Origin of the sequence: Prevotella corporis DSM 18810 = JCM 8529, assembly GCF_000430525.1 — a bacterium.
GTDB lineage: Bacteria > Bacteroidota > Bacteroidia > Bacteroidales > Bacteroidaceae > Prevotella > Prevotella corporis.
In genome coordinates this window covers 67,042-83,962 of record NZ_AUME01000010.1, presented here as the reverse complement: position 1 = coordinate 83,962, position 16,921 = coordinate 67,042, and the positions used below count along the sequence as shown (strand labels likewise).

The window sequence follows — 16,921 nt, the reverse complement described above, 5'->3', positions numbered from 1 at the left end:
AGAAATGGGAAAGGAAATATCCTGCACTAAGAAAGTACAAGACCGAACGCAACAGTGCCTATTTCACGTATATGGACTTCCCGGCCCAAGTGCAGAGGTGCATATATACGACCAACTGGATTGAAAGGCTCAACAGGAAGTACAGGAGAACCATCCAAATGAGAACATCCATGCCATCAGAGAAGTCTGTCATCTTCCTCCTGGCAGCCGTGGCGATGGAGGAAACAAAGACAACATATGAAAGGAGAATATATCAATTCAAAAACTGGAAAGAAAAGAATAAAATAACAGTGGAAGTACTGAGAAAGGAAAGATGAATTACACACTTTTAAGGACACTACCAGTCAAGATTCACAAAGTTGGTTTTACCGATAATAATTTGGAACTCTATTTATCTACTCATAATGGATGCGCATATAATATGTGGTGGGGGGGCATCCCATTGGTTATCAGCTTGTTACTTATTTACACTCAATTTGGTTCTTGTGGGCTATCTTTTGGTGTAGCATGGCATTATTAGTCGTTCACAGATATTTTAATGATAATATAATTGTCTATGTGTCTTTAGGTCTTTTTGCATTATTATTACCAGAAGTATTAGGAATTTCTCTCTAAGTATATATGTATCCTTATTTTGTCATAGGATACTTGTTTAATAAATATGGACTAACAAACAAAATAGCATCTTTCGGCAATAAGATAAAGATTATCTTGTCATTGTTATTGCTTGTGGCATTTGTAGGATTATATATGTCATATACCAACGAAGATTATATATACATAAGTGGTACAGGAATAGTAAAGCATCTTAAACAACTCGAACCAGAAATAAATCTTCACCAATTAAGTATTGACATATTCCGATATGCGATTGGATTGGTAGGAGCAACATGTGCTTTGATCATAATAAGAGTTACATATAATCATATAGGTAAGAACACTTCTATGCTTTTGGGTAAGATTGGACAAAAGAGCATTGGTATCTATATTATTAGCACTATGTTCTTCAATAATTTTATATTACCACACGTGCCACATAGAGAAGAATTTGGATATGGAATGGTTATCTTGGAAACTGTTGTAATATTGTCAATCACATACCTCATAACTTATATGTTAGAAAAGAACAAATTGACACGCAGTCTCATGTTAGGCTCAAGATAAAATTTGTATTGCACAAATCGTGTGGTTTCCTTTAAAACTACAACTGAAAAACAAACAATATAGAATAGAACAACTCACAGCCTAATATATAAAGGGGAAAGAGTTTGGCACATATCACCAAACCACTTGAAAGAGTGTCATACGCTTGTACGGTGGTCTTTATATGCCCTGCCGCAACACCGTAGGTAAGTCCACAAACAATCATCGCAAAAGTAACATAAGGATAAAGCCCTTCTGAAAAACTACTTGGGAAAAGACTGCCTGTTATACTGAGCAGGACGGCTTGTGGAAATGCAGTGAGCATCACAGCAATAATGATAAAAATAAAAAGTTCAATTAATACCATTCGTAATCCTATACGCTCACGATAATGTAATTTGCCAAAATGAAAATATAGTTTGGCAGATTTTAATATCACTCTCAACAACCCACTGGTGGTTAATGCGCCATAAGCTATTGTTCCAAGCAGTATCCATACAAGAAATTTTGTTGTAAGATTATCTATAAAATGAGAAAAAAACCACCGAGTTCCCTCTCCACTTAGCAATGAGCGTATGCTTAAATCTGGGTATGCCGCTGTGACCAGCCAAGAAACCAAGACCAGCAATACTTGCAAAACTGCAAGAATCAAAGCTATCTGCCCAATTTTATTCTTCATCCGGATGCAGATTATCAATATCAATAACGCGCAACTCCAAAGCACGAACAACCAATCTTGTGGCATTCACGCCACCACTCTTTCCTTCAGGAAATAGTTTTTGAACCAATTCGTTCTGTCGTTTTTCCAAACTTTTCACTCCAAAAGGCATTCCGCGGAGATTGGTAATCTGTTCCTTTGTAAAGCCTAATGCAAGATGGCGTAGGAAACGTTCGTCGTACTCGTCAATTTCGTAATTGATAAGGGCTTCCTGATGCATCAACTGACTATTGACGCTCTGCATAAACCGCCCTACAATCTTCTCAAGAATTGGTTGGTTGAACACCATTCGTTTTCCATTGACGACACTGATAACATCGCCACGCGTAAGCAATTCCCCACTCTTCAGGCAGATACCATCAGCTCCAGCATCAAGCACATCTACCCATAGTTTTTCATTCAGGATTTCACCCGTGAAGATCAGGACTTTCACTTTTGGATACATTGTTTTGGTTTGACGGCATATCTCAACACCAATGGTAGTTGAGCCACCCAGTCCCAAATCCAACAGCACTAAATCTGGCACATCCGACTTGATGAGTTTCCAGTAAGCCGTTTCATTTTCAGCCGTACCAACAATTTGGGCCTCAGGTATTTCATTGCGAAAGATACCCTCTGTTCCTTTGAGTTCCAACGGCACATCCTCTACGATAATAACTTTAAATTTTTCCATATTTAGTTTTTATATTTTGCTTTAGATAATGCTATATCCAAAATGATTTCGTCTTCCGCACTGTGAGCTATAATACCGCATCTCCTCCTATTGGTGGATTCACCAATCTCCCTTACTATTTGACGGCAAATCAGGTATGGTATGTTTTTTGTCATTGGGGAAAACAAGTTCGAAGCATCTTCAACAGAAGCGTTTTTTGTTCGTATGGTTACGTGGAAAACGATATAATCTTGCTGTTCTTCTTCGATGCATACTTTGAGTGTATTATTTACAGACTGTTGTCTAAGTATTTCGAAAAGATACCTTAGCAAATCGGCATCTCCTAAAACACAGGTGGTATCAACAGGCAATCCATTGGTTTCTATTTTAGCTGGCAAAAATTCTCGAACAGAAACTTTTCTGTTAATGAATTTTTGAGTCGAAATTTGTCTCATGGCTTGAAGGCTTAGCAACGAATATAGTTCTTTGTAATATATGGCAAGTTCGCCAATATTTTGCAAATGAGCGTCTTTACCTTCAACCAATTGCTTGATTCGTGAAGGATAATACATCGTCTCGTGCTTGAGGGCTGAAAGGCAATTATCTAAAATATTATTGCTAACATGCAGTTGCTCGTTCTCGTATTGAATCCTATGTAATTCATCTTCGGCAATTTCAATGCTATACTTGCTTTTATTTGTCTGATTTATTGAAGTTCTCAGTTCTTCTTGAATTTTACTGATAATCGAATTTAATTGGGTTGGGAATTTATCACTTAACTTTTCGTCGATTGCCGATAATTTTTTCGTAGCAGAAACATGGCTCAGAAGAATCCCATTTATTTCTTTGACTTTATCGACGCAGAACAGATAAAAAAGTTGATGACGATAATAGATTAAATAGTAAAATGGGAAAATTGAGAGTAAGAGAACTATCATTATAATGATGGCAACATTCTTATTCGCCTCAGAGCGTTGCATCATCCGACAATAATCCCCTAATTTCTTGTCTGCTGAATTTTCTTTGAACAGACGGGTATATACATTGTTGTTATAGCGATACAGTGCCCACTCGTGTAAGGCTAATGCAGCAACTGCACTTTCATTTCTGATGTCAAGGATGATACTGTAATTAGTTGGTAAGTTATCATAGAACCATTGTAATTCTGCAGGCTTTTCAGAATCATTGGCCAATCGTTTCATGAGGTGAGAGCCATTAGGATGCAGCTGAAGATAGTATTTGTTCAAGAAGTACCTGCACGTGTCTGCATAAGCCAATGTCTTACGATAATTCGCATTTATGTTGCTATAATAAGCTAAATCGGCATACATGTTGGCTAATTCCAGCGTTTTCAAGGTGTTATTTTCTGCTTGATTACCGTTTTCAATCAAAAAATCTGCATTATTCACTGCCATTATTCGTAGAGGTATTATGCTGATAAGAGTTAAAATAATCGCTCTAAGAATACCTTTGGGTAATCGGAAAGAGAATGTGCTTCCTTTTCCAAGTTTACTTTTAGCAGATATTTCACATACAGAAAAAATCTTACTTATTTTATGATATTTGTTGATAATTCCACGGCAATTAACCAATCCGAATCCGTGTGATGTAGAGTCTGGTTGATCTACAATTACCTTATGGTCAAAAATATGATCTAATACCTTTTGCTCGATTCCACAACCATTGTCTGAAACCAAAATTTCGATGTATTCAGGATATTCTTCTGACGAGATTGTAACCTTTCCACCCTTATCAGTGAATTTCCTGGCATTATCAGCCAAGGTGTTAATCATGAACAGTGTAAGTGAACGATCTGCCTTTACAATATTTTGGGTTGGTTGAACATCCAAGGATATTCCTTTAAGAACAAAACCAGTTTTACCTTTCTCTACGATATCGAAGATGTCCTGCAAACGAAAGCTTTCAATATATAATGACAATTCCCCTTGGCGCAATTGAATCCACTGTGTTAAGACATCATTATAGTCGTTGATAATATTTGTCAATTCTGATATATAGGCATAGCGCTCTTCACGTAAAGACATTGGCTCTTGGCGATTCTCTAACAGACGTATCTCCCGGAGCATGCGGTCGATAAAAGGTGTAACTACATTCACAAGGGAAACTTTTGCTCGTTTCTCCAGATTCATCTTCTTGTTTTTAATCAGATGAGCTTTGCTAATGCCGTATGTCTCCTGGATATTCTCATACGTCTCATTCATTTTCGCCAACTCCTTTTCATTCTTCTTTCTCCATAAATTGAGAGGATGGAGCAATTCGTCTAAATTTCTCTCACTACTTCTCCTTCTACGCATCCAATGAAAAAGCCAAAGTAAAAGAATTATTAAAACAATCAATATTGCTACAGCCCAAATCATGATATTAAGTTGGCGGGAAGTCTTTTCCAATTGTCCGGCGCGCGACTCTAAATACCTATCCTGACGGGTTTGTTCCTGCAAATCAAGATAAATATTTCGGTTGTAGTCACTGCCCTGTTTGTCATTAATCGCTGCATAGACGACACTCAATTGTTCTCTGATAGATGCTATTAGGTCGGGGGTCTTTTGTATGGAATTGTTCTTTGAAAGCGCGTTCTCCAGACAAATAATTGCCGATTTATAATCCTTTATCTGCCAATAGCATGAGGCTAAAGTACGATACGTACTTGCAATTTGGTAAACATCCCCATAGTCTTCAAACAGTTCCAATGCTCGTTGGGCCATGTTTCCAGCCAACAGACTGTCTGGCATTTCATATGGGTTAAGATATTTTATTGCAGGTTGATTATCTCTTAAAAGTTTGCTTCGATATCGGTCTCTTATAAGTTTCTCGCTAAGAGCTTGCAGTGAGTTGGCCTCCCATGGTTTATATCCTAACTGATGTGATATTAAGTAGCAACGCATCAAGAAGTCAAATTCCTGTTGGTTAATGTATTCTTGGTTATTACCTTTAACTATCCCTCCTGTCCCTAAATTGTAAAGATAATTAATATACTGGGCTGTGTCAGTTTTAATTTCCCCCACAGGATTGATAGCTTGTAACGCTTTCACAGAAGGCTCTTCAAGCCCCACATAAAAATAGTAAGTTGAGGTTACTATATAAAACTCACTCCTTGCATAGACCAAGCGTGCCTTTTGGTGTTCGGAAAGAGAATACTCTTCCTCTTCAATTCTATGTTCCCTTCGCAAGGCACTTTCATGATAATCATAAAATTCCTTATTACGTGACTGTCTCTGACAAAGACGCATCATCTGAATATCCGCGATCAGCAATTCAACTTGATTATCAGTAATTCCCACTAAAGAATTTAATTTGTTGAATGCTGCATCATATTCCATTTTTACGATGTTTACAAAAGCTAAATTATTCAATGCCTCTGCTTTCCCATCATCGTAACTGCCTGATAATTCATACGCTTTAGTGGCATAATAAAGGGTGGAATCCAAATTACGGTAATGAAATGAATAGGAACGCTTGTTTAAAATATCAATATATTCATGGTCAACATGTGAGCATGCTGATAAAATGGAACATACTATCATGAGAAAAAAGGCGAAAGATAGTATGCCTGATTGTTGAATTTTCTTAGGCTTATTCACTTTGTAATTTGACACAAAAATACAAAAGTTTTTGCAAAACTCAATAAAAACCTTATTTTTTATAAATCTTTCAATCAAAAGAGTACAATTCATTTAGCAAAATCAAATATTTATTGCTATTTTTGCAAGTAAATAGAATGCTTGCGAATGAGTGGAAAAATAAGAATAAAAGATATTGCTGCCAGGGCTGGTGTTAGCGTAGGGACGGTTGACCGGGTATTGCACAAGCGGCCTAATGTCTCGGAAGAGTCCAAAAGAAGAGTTGAGGAAGCTCTGAAGGAAATGGACTATAAGCCAAATGTTTATGCCAGCGCCTTAGCATATAATAAAAGCTATAGGTTTTGTTGCTTACTTCCCAAACATACAAGCGAGGCTTATTGGGAGGAAATTGAACTTGGTATTACAAAAGCTATTGAGTTCAGAAGAGATTTTCAGTTAGACATTGCCTTTAAGTTTTATAGCAGGTTGAACTCTAATTCTTTCAAAGAAAATTATGAAGACTGCCTAAAAGAAAATCCTGATGGGGTTATTTTGGTACCATCAAATTTGAAAGATACCAAGAGATTTACAGATCAATTACACGAGAACAGCACTCCCTTCGTTCTTTTGGATTCGTATCTCTCTGAATTAAATCCATTGTCTTTCTATGGACAAGACTCCCTTCAAAGTGGCTATTTTGCCGCAAAGATGTTAATGCTAATAGCAAAGGATGAAAAATCCATTATGTTAATGAAGCAAACTAAGGATGGAAAGGTCCCTAGTACACAACAAGAAAACAGGGAAGTAGGCTTTAGACATTACATGAACGAGTATTTTCCTGCGGTAAAGATTATCGAAGTTAATCTCCCTCTTGACGAAGAACGAAAGAGTTATGAAGACATTTTGGAAAGTTTCTTTCAATCACATCCTCAAATTCATCATTGTATAACTCTGAACTCGAAGGCGCATATTGTGGGGGAATTTTTATTGAACACCAAAAGGAGAAACATACAGATTATGGGCTATGATGTTGTGCATAAGAATGCAAAATGTCTTCGACAAGGCAGTATCTCTTTTCTCATTGCCCAACATGCGTTTCAACAAGGTTTTTCGAGCGTAGATGCGTTGTTTAGAGCTATTGTTCTAAAAAAGAATGTTCAACCCATCAACTATATGCCGATAGAACTACTCTCGAAAGAGAATATTGATTTCTATCATCGAATGAGAATTTAGTGTAAATTTTTCAATTGAATCATCATCTAAAAATGGATATTATTCTACGAAATTTTTTTAATATTATTCGGTCTGGGGCATTTAATGACAAATCCAGGATAGAAGTAATGTCCCCTTTTAAATGGCGTAGATTGTTCCTAATGGTTGAAGAACAAAATGTTGTCAACTTATTTGTACGTGGTGTGAATGCTAATGCTGACGATGAAAACCTTAATATTCCTTCAGGGTTGGTGGATGAAATACAAAAATCATTGGGTGTTTCTGAAAGTAAGATTGCCCGACAAGAAGATAATATAGTTGCGTTAAGTAATAAATTTTTCAATAAAAAACTAAGAAAAATCATAGATAGGGAACGTCATAGTATAGACACTTCCGTTGAAGCATTGGATGTTCTTAAACTAATCGTGTTCAATACGAATGCAATGCTAAATCATGGCATTAGCTTAGGTGGTATTATAAAGCTTGGACAATTCTTAAGAAGCAAAGGAGATAAAGTTGATTTTATAAAGCTTGAGAGCTGGCTCATTAGCTTGAGGCTGATAAGAATGGCACAACTGCAAGGAAGCATTTTGATAGCATTCTTTGGTTTTGAGCAAAATGAATTACCTTTTGTGATAAAAGAAGAGCCGAATGCCTATAAACTAACTATCAAGACCGTGCTAAATTTGGCTAAAGATACAACGGAAGAATGGCATTTCAAGCAAAACTCAGCAGGTTTTGTCCGCAATAATGGCGCTGTATTACGCAAGAACCTTAGGCGCAGCTTAAGATACATTGAATATGCCCCCATAGAAACAACAAGTAACTTCATCAATAATTTCATTAAAAGCTTGTCAGAGATTGAAGAATAATGAAGCAAAAAAATCAATTATTATTCATTTGATATTGGAAAGAACAAGTTTAGTAAGCAAAATTTTACTAAAATAATCATGAAATTTCCAATAAATTCATGGCTGTTTTTATATTGTCAATTATAAGTTGTACCTTTGCAATCATGAGTAGCAAGCGATTATTTCTTTTTTTATTTGGTATTGTTTCCGTAATCGGGGTAAAAGCCCAATATTATATTCAGTGCGAAGATACTTGTAATCACATACATGGTTTGGATATGAGTCATTATCAAGGTGATGTCTGGTGGGAAAAAGTTGCGGAGAACAGTAATCACAAACTTAATTACGTATATTTGAAAGCTACGGAAGGGGGTACTAGAATTGATCAAAGATATCTCGAAAACATTGCTGCAGCACAACGATGTGGAATGAATGTCGGTTCTTATCACTTTTACAGGCCGACAGTACCTCAAGTTGAACAATTGCGAAATTTTCGTGCGCAATGTAGGCCCCAAGATCAAGATTTAATCCCAATGGTTGACGTTGAGACGACAAGCGGTTTAAGCTCCTATGCACTAAGAGATAGTCTTCAAAAATTCTTGGTTTTAATGACACGAGAATATGGTGTAAGGCCATTAGTTTACACTTATACCAATTTCTATAATCGGCATTTAATGGGAGCGTTAGATGATTATAAATTATTTATAGCCCAATATACGACCAGAGAGCCAGAATTAAAAGATGGAAGGGATATTTTTGCATGGCAATACACTGGTAAGGGAAGAATTAATGGAGTAAACGGCTATGTTGACAAGAGTAGATTAATGGGAAGGCATAGCATGAGAGAAATCCGTTTCCCCAAGAGAAGAAATTAGAACTTTTCTGTTAAATTATTAATGAATCCTCTATAGACAATGATAATTAAGTGTCCGGAATGTGGTCATCAGGTAAGTGATAAAGCTCCTCTATGCCCAAGTTGTGGTATTGAAATTGCAGGACATATACTGAAATGCTCAAATTGTGGAGAGATCTATTTGAGAGAAGAGGGATCGTGTCCGAATTGTCATCATTCAGAAGTATTAAAGTTTACCCCAATTAAAGAAGATACAACTGAAAAAGAAATATCTGACGATGAAGAAACTGTAGTTGAACCAACCACAGAAAAAAAACCTATCGGAAATTCGAATGAAGCTCCAGTAATTGAACTATGTGAGGAAAATGAGCATTCCGCATCTTCCGATATTTCGGAATCAAATAACGATGCCATTGTTGCTGAAATTATTCCTGATGAATTTGTCTTATTAGACAATGAAGCATCAGAAATTAAGAACTTGAAGGAAGAACAACCCGTTATCAAAAAAAAACATAAGAATAATCATATAGCGTTGTTGGTATCTTTTCTTATTGCAACTATCATCAGTGCCATATTATTGCATTTTTATAATCAAGGGACTACGAAAAATGAAGAAAAGGAGTATGCCATAGCAGTAAGTAGTAAAGAAGAAGCTGTTTTACAACAATACTTAGATGACTTTCCCAATGCGCCTCAAAGTCATAAATCAATTATAACAGCACACCTTGAACAACTTCAAAAGGTAAAAGGTGAGTTAGAGAAAATCAATTATTTCTCTACTAAGGAGGAGTACGAAAGGTATTTGGCCAAGAATCCCAATTCTCCATATAGGACTAAGATTCTGAAAAAAATAGATGATTTGGCATGGGATGAGGCGGTTCGAATCAATACAGAGGCATCCTATTTGGGCTATAAGGAACGTATGCCCAACGGAAAACACAACAAAGAAGCAGATGAGAAATTAAAAGTATTTCTTGATGACACAGCATCGCCTGACGAAACAAAATTGGCCGTGAAGAGTATAAGGGAATTTTTGCAAGGTATCAACACAAAAAGTTCCTCAAAAATATCAAACACGGTTGCGTCATCATTAAATTTTCTTGGCAAAAGTGGTTCAACAGTAACTGATATTAATGATTATATGCGCGAAAAGTTATATCAGGCAGATGTGAAAACCTTAAATTGGCATCTTGGTGAACCTGCAGAGGTAAACAATGTTAAAGTAGATGGTGCTACTACAGAGCAACATGTAATAATACCTGCGCGTTTGGTTATCGAGCGCAAGGGAGGAACTGCTCAAAAGAAATACACGATAAGAGCAACTGTAAAAGAAGGAAAAATAACATCAATTAATTGGATGCAATAAACTGAATAGAGAGATATATAAAGATTTAAAATTATTGCTGTCCGATAAAATTTACCAGACAGCAATAATAATAAGTTAATCTAATCCTAAACTCTTCTTTATTGCTGAAATCTTTTCACAAGCACGAGCACGACAGATTTTGTAGTCTTCGGCTGTTTTCATAGTGTCTTTAATTTCAAGATAGAACTTAATCTTCGGTTCTGTTCCAGATGGACGAACACTTACCTTTGTACCATCAGTGCAGAACCATTGGAGGACATTGCTTGTTGCAGGCATAACCAATGCTTTCTTATTACCGTCAGCATCCACTTCTTCGAGCTTCAAAAAGTCCTTCCATGTACATATAGTGCTGCCACCAAGGTCTGTTGGAGGGTTCTCCCTGTAATTCTTCATCATCTGCTGAATTTCTTCAGCGCCTGACTTTCCAGGACGCTCAACGTTGATAGTATATTCCTCGCTGAATCCGTATTCTAAATAGATGTCCATTAACAAGTCATACAGAGTTTTGCCCTTGTCTTTTGCGTAAGCACATATCTCAGCCAACAATGCACAGGCGCTCACAGCATCCTTATCGCGCACGAAGTCCTCTGCCATGAAACCGTAGCTTTCTTCACCGCCACCGATAAACTGTTGTTTTCCTTCAGAAATGGCAATTTCATGTGCAATCCATTTGAAACCAGTATAACAATCGCGCATTTCTATGTTCTGCTTCTTGGCAATCTCGGTAATCACCTCTGTAGTGACAATTGTTTTTACGATGAAATCAGTAGGTTTCATCTTACCGACCGCCTTACGGTTAGTAATAATATACCACAAATAGAGCAAACAAGTCTGGTTTCCATTTATCAAAATCCATTCACCATTGCTGTCTTTGCAAGCCATTCCCACACGATCGGCGTCTGGGTCTGAAGCCATCAAGATATCAGCATCCAACTTTTTAGCATCTCTTAGGCCCAAAGTTAAAGCCTCAGCAATCTCTGGATTCGGGCGATCGACGGTTGGGAAATTACCATCTACGACCATTTGCTCTTCAACACAATGGATATTATCGAACCCCCATGAACGCAAAGCTTTCGGTATCAAAACCCTACCAGCTCCATGCAATGGAGTATAAACAATCTTCAGATCATGTTGACGCTTGATTACTTCAGGGTCGATGCACACTGTCTTAACCTTCTCTAAGTAAACTTTATCAACATCCTCACCTATGATTTGGATAAGGTCATCATTTCCTTCGAATTTGATATCCTCAACCTTCACCTTGTTTACCTCATCAATAATTCCCTTGTCATGCGGACTCAGCACTTGCGCACCGTCTTCCCAATAAGCCTTATAGCCGTTATACTCACGAGGGTTATGACTTGCTGTCAAGTTCACACCAGCCTGAGCTTTAAAGTGACGAATGGCAAATGAGCACTCTGGTGTTGGGCGCAAGTCTTCAAACAAATACACCTTAATACCATTGGCAGAAAAGATTTTTGCAACTGTTTCAGCAAACAAACGTGAATTGTTTCGGCAGTCATGGCACACGACTACAGAGATTTCCTTCCTGTCCTTGAAATTTATTTTGAGGTAATTGGCAAAGCCCTGGGTTGCCATACCAACAGTATAAATGTTCATTCTATTAGAGCCTACTCCCATGATTCCACGAAGTCCGCCCGTACCAAATTCTAAATCCTTATAAAAAGATTCTATCAAAGTGTCCTTGTCCTCACTATCTAACATCGACTTCACAGCTGCTCGTGTAGTTTCGTCAAAAGCCGGTGTCAACCACTGCTGTGCTTTCTGCTCGCACTGAGTAATAAGTTCCTGATTATTCTGCATAGTTTTCCTAAGATATAATTAATTTGTTTATTACTGCAAATATACTTAATTAATCTTGAATATCTCTATAATATTGTGTATTTTTTTGTATTTTTGCACATCATTCATCTATAATATATAAGGCATTTCCAGACTGAAATTGTATGCTGAGTATTGAAATTATGACAAAACAAAACCAAATATTATAATGCAACTCTATTTCGAGGGAGTAATCCTCGCCATCTGTACGTTTCTAATCATAGGAGTTTTCCACCCTTTAGTTATCAAAACTGAATATTATTTCGGTACAAAGCCTTGGATTATATGGCTGATATCAGGGTTGTCATGCTGTATTTTCGCTTTATTCATAAAAAACACATTCTGGTCGGCATTATTAGGTGTCACCGGTGCTTCGCTCTTATGGGGGATCGGAGAGCTATTCGCTCAGAAAAAACGAGTAGAAAAAGGATGGTTCCCAATGAATAAGAAAAGGCAACACGATTATTCGCGTGAATATGATAAGAATATTGATGAAAGGGCATGAACCCATTTATCGGCTATACAACAAAGGCTGATAATAAAAAGCGACGATATCGAAACTACAAACAAATGAAAGTAACGTTAATTCTGATAGGAAAGACGACTAATGCCCATTTCATAGCAAGTATAAGTGATTACGTTTCGAGAATAGAACATTATCTTCCCTTTTCCATCATCACTATTCCCGAACTCAAGAACACCAAAAAGCTTACAGAAGAACAACAGAAAGAGCGTGAAGGTGACCTCATACTCAAAGAACTGCAGCCTTCTGACACTTTGGTTCTACTTGATGAGCATGGGAAGGAATACCGATCTATTGAATTTGCACAATGGGTACAGAAGAAACAGAATTCAACCAAGCGGTTAACATTTCTAATCGGTGGTCCTTATGGCTTTTCCCACGCAGTTTATGAGCGGGCAAACGAAAAGATTTCACTATCGAAAATGACTTTCTCCCACCAGATGGTACGACTCATTTTTGTAGAACAGTTATATAGGGCTTGTTCTATTATTAAGGGTGAGCCATACCATCATGAATAAAATTTTCGAAACAGGAGAGGAAAATCAGACAGGACGTCAATGAAAAGAGGACAGGTTCACATATATACAGGCAACGGAAAAGGCAAGACAACTGCTGCTTTTGGTCTTGCAATTCGTGCACTCATGGCAGGTAAGAAAGTCTTTATCGGACAATTTGTCAAGTCGATGAAGTACAATGAGACACGCATCACCGAGTTTATCGACAACATCTCTATCGAACAATTTGGTTGTGGCTGCATGCTCGACCGCAAACCTAACGAGAACGATAGAGCAGAAGCGAAGAAAGGGTTGATAAAATGTTCACAAGAATTGGCGTCAGGTGAGTCGGACGTAGTCATTCTCGACGAAATCAACATCGCATTGCACATGGGACTTTTAGGAGCTGATGAGGTTTTGGAGGCACTCAAACATCGTTCAGACAAGGTTGAAGTAGTACTTACAGGCAGATATGCGCCCCAATCTCTCATCGATTATGCGGATTTAGTGACGGATATGCAGGAAGTCAAACACTATTACACGACCAAAGGTCTCATTTCCCGTAATGGAATAGACAAATGAGTTCAACACCCATCACCTATATTTTATTCAGTTCCTGCCAGATTCTTTGTACAGGCAGGCCCATGACATTGAAATAGCTGCCAATCAACTCAGTTACTCCCACATACCCGATCCACTCCTGAATACCATAAGCACCTGCTTTGTCGTATGGCTTGTAGGTTTTTATGTAATAATCCATTTCCTCTTCAGACAATTCTTTGAAGGTAACATCAGTCGAAACCTTGAAACTATGCTGAAATTGTGTAGTTGTGAAGCACACTCCCGTAACCACTTGATGTTTTTTTCCACTGATAGTGGTCAGCATTCTCTTTGCATCCGCAGCGTCAATGGGCTTTCCCAATATCTCCTCACCGACTATTACCACCGTATCAGCAGTTATCACGAGGTCGGTTTCCTTTATTAAATTCTTGTATGCAAAGGCTTTTTCCATACTGATATACCGGGCAACATCTGAAGCAGGTATGTCTTTCGGAAAATCCTCAGCTATATTCGGCAAAACCTTAACTTCAAAATCGATATCCAATCCTGCAAGAAGTTCCTTCCTGCGCGGTGAATTACTTGCCAAAATTATATGATAATCTCTAAAACTCATGGTCTGTTAATCTTCACCATCCAAAGGCCTTACCGTTCATCACCCATTTTCCCTGAGCTCGCAGAACTTGCTCAATAATATCACGTGCCATGCCATAGCCTCCGACAACATCGCTAACATAATCTGAAATCTCTTTAATATCGGGCGAGGCGTCCTTGGGGCAACAAGCGCAGCCTGCTCTTTTCATCACCTCATAATCAGGAATATCGTCACCAACATAGATAACTTCGTCATCCTCAAGTTGATATTTCTCAACAAAGTCATTCCAAACTCGAATTTTCACAGAGCAATTCAGGAAAACATCCTCAACTCCCAAATACTCATATCTCCGCTGAATCTCCTTGTTACGCCCGCCAGTCATAATGGCAATTCTCAAACCTAACTTCTCAGCCAACTGGATGGCATAACCGTCTTTGATGTTCATCGTTCTCATTGGTTCGCCGTCACGGTCCATTTGGACCGTACTGGCTGAAAGGACCCCATCAACATCAAAAACTATCGCACGTACTTTCTTTAAATCATAATTTATCATGGCTCCATTCTTTACTTATCACTTCCAAATCTCTCATGAATACTTTCAGACATCAGCTGATAGAGTCGTTTTCCAAGTTCATCTTCTGACATCAGCTCCAATTGTTTGTTGATTACATTCTCATCATATCGAATTGCCGGTCCTGTTTGCGCAGTCCTGGGTGCGATCGAATGCACTTTACGTGCAGTCTCATCAATCAATGGTAACATAACAGAGAATGGAATATCGTGGTTCTGCAATATATCAGATGCCATCATATAGCAATGGTTCACGAAGTTACAAGCCCAAACAGCTGAAAGGTGTAGATATTTTCGCTTCTCTGTCTCCAAATAATACACCCTGTCTGATAGACTTCGAGCAAAAGAAGCCATGATGCTCCGTGTCTCTTCATCATTACTTTCCAGAAAGACGGGAATCTCATGGAAATCGACAGGCCTACTCTTGGAAAAAGTCTGCATGGGATAAAAGACTCCATAATGCTCGGCAAAGCCCTTAAAACAGTCCAAAGGCATAGAGCCCGCCGTATGAATGAAAACTTTCGCTCCCCTTCCCTGACACACTTGGGGTATGATTTCTTCCAAAACATTGTCTTTCAAAGACAAGATATACAATTCAGCCGCATCAGTAAGGAGGGACAAGTCGTTGACCGCCTGCCCGTTTACGATATCAGCCAGTGCTTTGGCCGACTCTATAGTCCGACTGTAAACCTGCAATATCTCGTGTTGGGCGGTCATCAAGGCGCGTCCAAGACAAGTGGCTAAATTGCCAGCACCTACTAACACTATCTTCATAATACTGACAAAATTAATAAAAATAGCAATAAAAAACAATGAGCAAATTGCTTTTTTAGAAAACATTTGCTATTTTTGCAAATAAGGAGAAATGGAAATCAGGGTTTATACAAATAGTGAGGAACTTCCGCAACTGGACTGTAGCAACTTTTTTCATAGCCAGGAATTGTTTTGGATGATAGAACATACCCCACGTATGTTTCCTTGTATGGCTATCGCCCAAGATGAAAGCGGAAAAGTTTACGGACAAATCTTAGCCATCATCCGCCATCGATTTACTTTCCTACCCTTCCATCTATTCGACCATGCACGTATTTATGGTGAGGGAACTTATGATAATAACACCTCTTTCAAAGACAAAAGCCAACTATTCTCTGATCTGATTAATACCCTCGTAAAATATCTGAAGGCTCATGGATGCAGACACATTGAAATAAGTCATATCTCAAAGAAGATGTTTGGCTACAAGGCACTGCGCAAACAGAGATTCTTTCCAGTGCCATGGACTCAGATTCATAATTCCCTTCATAGCAAGCAACCTGAGGAAAGAGCCGAAGATAAGACACTCTACCGCATTGCCCGTGCCTATAAAACGGGAATCGTCACTCGTGAGGCACAAAACGACGAAGAGATAAAAAAGCTCTATCGCCTTGTCAAATCGTACTATCGGTTCAGGAAACAAAGACACATTCCAGATGAAAAACTCTTCTTGCTGATAGGTCAGAGTATTAACGGACACATCTACGTGACAATCTATAAGGATAAAATCATCGGAGGAAGTTTGGTTGTTGATTCAGGAAAAGACGCAATGTTATGGTACGACACGGCTTTGAAGAAGCGTTATCTCCTACATTATCCGCATCATGCCACCATTTGGCATGCAATTCAAATGGCTTATCAACAAGGCAGAGAGCATATTCAAATTCTCAATATCGGCCTACCGTTCAAACACAGCAAGTATCGTAATTTCATGCTCAGCTTTGGAGGAAAGCCTATCAGCTCATACCGATGGTTTCATTTCTCAATGCCTTGGATTAATAATTTTCTTTTTTGGTATTATAGAATATAAAGGCACACAAAATCGGTTCTCAGCATGGACTCCCCACTCGGCAATTTGGCTGAAACCTCCCTACATTACCAAGCAAACGAACGATTTTTATAAAGTATTAAAAACCAAGTGAGACAAACTGAG

Annotated in this window: 16 protein-coding genes and 1 pseudogene; 10 read left to right on the top strand and 7 right to left on the bottom strand. The window is 38.2% G+C overall.

Annotated features, from left to right (window positions below):
* On the top strand, positions 1–317 hold a 317-nt coding region (locus tag H515_RS12870; protein WP_036891471.1), incomplete at its 5' end, for a transposase.
* Positions 318–621: 304 nt separating this feature from the next.
* The gene (locus H515_RS15280; protein WP_025875551.1) at positions 622–1,164 is read left to right on the top strand and encodes an acyltransferase family protein; all 543 of its coding nucleotides are present in this window, start codon (positions 622–624) and stop codon (positions 1,162–1,164) included.
* Between the two features lie 37 nt (positions 1,165–1,201).
* Here the strand turns inward: H515_RS15280 and H515_RS0103515 are convergent, their stop codons facing one another.
* The 3 genes from H515_RS0103515 to H515_RS0103505 are packed head-to-tail and all read right to left on the bottom strand — an operon-like array spanning position 1,202 to position 6,055.
* Positions 1,202–1,822, bottom strand: a complete 621-nt coding sequence (locus H515_RS0103515) for an AbgT family transporter (protein ID WP_025875549.1) — start codon at positions 1,820–1,822, stop codon at positions 1,202–1,204.
* The gene (locus tag H515_RS0103510) at positions 1,812–2,534 is read right to left on the bottom strand and encodes a DUF5932 domain-containing protein (RefSeq protein ID WP_025875548.1); all 723 of its coding nucleotides are present in this window, start codon (positions 2,532–2,534) and stop codon (positions 1,812–1,814) included. The genes H515_RS0103515 and H515_RS0103510 overlap by 11 nt, the downstream gene beginning before the upstream one ends.
* A gap of 2 nt (positions 2,535–2,536) precedes the next feature.
* Positions 2,537–6,055, bottom strand: a complete 3,519-nt coding sequence (locus tag H515_RS0103505; protein ID WP_051274635.1) for a sensor histidine kinase — start codon at positions 6,053–6,055, stop codon at positions 2,537–2,539.
* 204 nt (positions 6,056–6,259) lie between these two features.
* Between H515_RS0103505 and H515_RS0103500 the strand changes: the two genes are divergently transcribed.
* The 4 genes from H515_RS0103500 to H515_RS0103485 all read left to right on the top strand — a co-directional run bounded on the left by H515_RS0103500 (position 6,260) and on the right by H515_RS0103485 (position 10,373).
* Positions 6,260–7,324 carry a LacI family DNA-binding transcriptional regulator gene (locus H515_RS0103500; protein WP_025875546.1) on the top strand — a complete coding sequence of 355 codons (1,065 nt, stop codon included), beginning with the start codon at positions 6,260–6,262 and terminating at the stop codon, positions 7,322–7,324.
* Positions 7,325–7,356: 32 nt separating this feature from the next.
* Positions 7,357–8,175, top strand: coding sequence for a hypothetical protein (locus H515_RS0103495; protein WP_025875544.1), 819 nt, complete (start codon positions 7,357–7,359; stop codon positions 8,173–8,175).
* A 143-nt stretch (positions 8,176–8,318) separates the two neighbouring features.
* Positions 8,319–9,029: a glycoside hydrolase family 25 protein gene (locus H515_RS0103490; RefSeq protein ID WP_025875541.1), complete on the top strand. Its 711-nt coding sequence runs from the start codon at positions 8,319–8,321 to the stop codon at positions 9,027–9,029.
* Between the two features lie 39 nt (positions 9,030–9,068).
* Positions 9,069–10,373 carry a zinc-ribbon domain-containing protein gene (locus tag H515_RS0103485; RefSeq protein ID WP_025875539.1) on the top strand — a complete coding sequence of 435 codons (1,305 nt, stop codon included), beginning with the start codon at positions 9,069–9,071 and terminating at the stop codon, positions 10,371–10,373.
* 75 nt (positions 10,374–10,448) lie between these two features.
* Here H515_RS0103485 and H515_RS0103480 read toward each other — a convergent pair whose 3' ends face one another.
* Positions 10,449–12,197, bottom strand: a complete 1,749-nt coding sequence (locus H515_RS0103480) for a phospho-sugar mutase (protein ID WP_025875537.1) — start codon at positions 12,195–12,197, stop codon at positions 10,449–10,451.
* Between the two features lie 187 nt (positions 12,198–12,384).
* Between H515_RS0103480 and H515_RS0103475 the strand changes: the two genes are divergently transcribed.
* The 3 genes and pseudogenes from H515_RS0103475 to H515_RS0103465 form a co-directional block, all read left to right on the top strand.
* Positions 12,385–12,720 carry a DUF4491 family protein gene (locus H515_RS0103475; RefSeq protein ID WP_025875535.1) on the top strand — a complete coding sequence of 112 codons (336 nt, stop codon included), beginning with the start codon at positions 12,385–12,387 and terminating at the stop codon, positions 12,718–12,720.
* Between the two features lie 65 nt (positions 12,721–12,785).
* Positions 12,786–13,256: a 23S rRNA (pseudouridine(1915)-N(3))-methyltransferase RlmH gene (rlmH, locus tag H515_RS0103470; RefSeq protein ID WP_025875533.1), complete on the top strand. Its 471-nt coding sequence runs from the start codon at positions 12,786–12,788 to the stop codon at positions 13,254–13,256.
* A 30-nt stretch (positions 13,257–13,286) separates the two neighbouring features.
* Positions 13,287–13,814 (top strand): annotated as a pseudogene (locus H515_RS0103465) (cob(I)yrinic acid a,c-diamide adenosyltransferase); the annotation flags it as partial.
* Between the two features lie 16 nt (positions 13,815–13,830).
* On the opposite strand, the gene H515_RS0103460 reads toward H515_RS0103465, so the two are convergent.
* Genes H515_RS0103460 through H515_RS0103450 form a run of 3 tightly spaced genes read right to left on the bottom strand, consistent with a single transcriptional unit; the run spans position 13,831 to position 15,729 of the window.
* Complete coding sequence (locus H515_RS0103460) at positions 13,831–14,406, bottom strand: Maf family nucleotide pyrophosphatase (RefSeq protein ID WP_025875530.1); 576 nt, start codon at positions 14,404–14,406, stop codon at positions 13,831–13,833.
* 13 nt (positions 14,407–14,419) lie between these two features.
* On the bottom strand, positions 14,420–14,938 hold the full coding sequence (locus tag H515_RS0103455) for a KdsC family phosphatase (RefSeq protein WP_025875528.1): 519 nt from the start codon (positions 14,936–14,938) through the stop codon (positions 14,420–14,422).
* Between the two features lie 11 nt (positions 14,939–14,949).
* Positions 14,950–15,729 carry a Rossmann-like and DUF2520 domain-containing protein gene (locus H515_RS0103450; protein ID WP_028901585.1) on the bottom strand — a complete coding sequence of 260 codons (780 nt, stop codon included), beginning with the start codon at positions 15,727–15,729 and terminating at the stop codon, positions 14,950–14,952.
* 91 nt (positions 15,730–15,820) lie between these two features.
* On the opposite strand from H515_RS0103450, the gene H515_RS0103445 reads away from it, so the two are divergent.
* Entirely contained in the window at positions 15,821–16,798 is a 978-nt protein-coding gene (locus H515_RS0103445) for a GNAT family N-acetyltransferase (RefSeq protein WP_025875526.1), read from the top strand.
* Positions 16,799–16,921 lie beyond the last annotated feature (123 nt).

What these genes read in the sequence shown, in the direction of transcription:
- H515_RS0103490 (WP_025875541.1), top strand. Translation starts at nt 8,319, where the DNA reads ATGAGTAGCAAGCGATTATTTCTTTTTTTATTTGGTATTGTTTCCGTA.
- H515_RS0103485 (WP_025875539.1), top strand. Translation starts at nt 9,069, where the DNA reads ATGATAATTAAGTGTCCGGAATGTGGTCATCAGGTAAGTGATAAAGCT.
- H515_RS0103450 (WP_028901585.1), bottom strand. Translation starts at nt 15,729, where the DNA reads ATGAAGATAGTGTTAGTAGGTGCTGGCAATTTAGCCACTTGTCTTGGA.
- H515_RS15280 (WP_025875551.1), top strand. Translation starts at nt 622, where the DNA reads ATGTATCCTTATTTTGTCATAGGATACTTGTTTAATAAATATGGACTA.
- H515_RS0103475 (WP_025875535.1), top strand. Translation starts at nt 12,385, where the DNA reads ATGCAACTCTATTTCGAGGGAGTAATCCTCGCCATCTGTACGTTTCTA.
- H515_RS0103500 (WP_025875546.1), top strand. Translation starts at nt 6,260, where the DNA reads ATGAGTGGAAAAATAAGAATAAAAGATATTGCTGCCAGGGCTGGTGTT.
- H515_RS0103510 (WP_025875548.1), bottom strand. Translation starts at nt 2,534, where the DNA reads ATGGAAAAATTTAAAGTTATTATCGTAGAGGATGTGCCGTTGGAACTC.
- H515_RS0103505 (WP_051274635.1), bottom strand. Translation starts at nt 6,055, where the DNA reads ATGATAGTATGTTCCATTTTATCAGCATGCTCACATGTTGACCATGAA.
- H515_RS0103480 (WP_025875537.1), bottom strand. Translation starts at nt 12,197, where the DNA reads ATGCAGAATAATCAGGAACTTATTACTCAGTGCGAGCAGAAAGCACAG.
- H515_RS0103445 (WP_025875526.1), top strand. Translation starts at nt 15,821, where the DNA reads ATGGAAATCAGGGTTTATACAAATAGTGAGGAACTTCCGCAACTGGAC.
- H515_RS0103455 (WP_025875528.1), bottom strand. Translation starts at nt 14,938, where the DNA reads ATGATAAATTATGATTTAAAGAAAGTACGTGCGATAGTTTTTGATGTT.
- H515_RS0103515 (WP_025875549.1), bottom strand. Translation starts at nt 1,822, where the DNA reads ATGAAGAATAAAATTGGGCAGATAGCTTTGATTCTTGCAGTTTTGCAA.
- H515_RS0103495 (WP_025875544.1), top strand. Translation starts at nt 7,357, where the DNA reads ATGGATATTATTCTACGAAATTTTTTTAATATTATTCGGTCTGGGGCA.
- H515_RS0103460 (WP_025875530.1), bottom strand. Translation starts at nt 14,406, where the DNA reads ATGAGTTTTAGAGATTATCATATAATTTTGGCAAGTAATTCACCGCGC.
- rlmH (WP_025875533.1), top strand. Translation starts at nt 12,786, where the DNA reads ATGAAAGTAACGTTAATTCTGATAGGAAAGACGACTAATGCCCATTTC.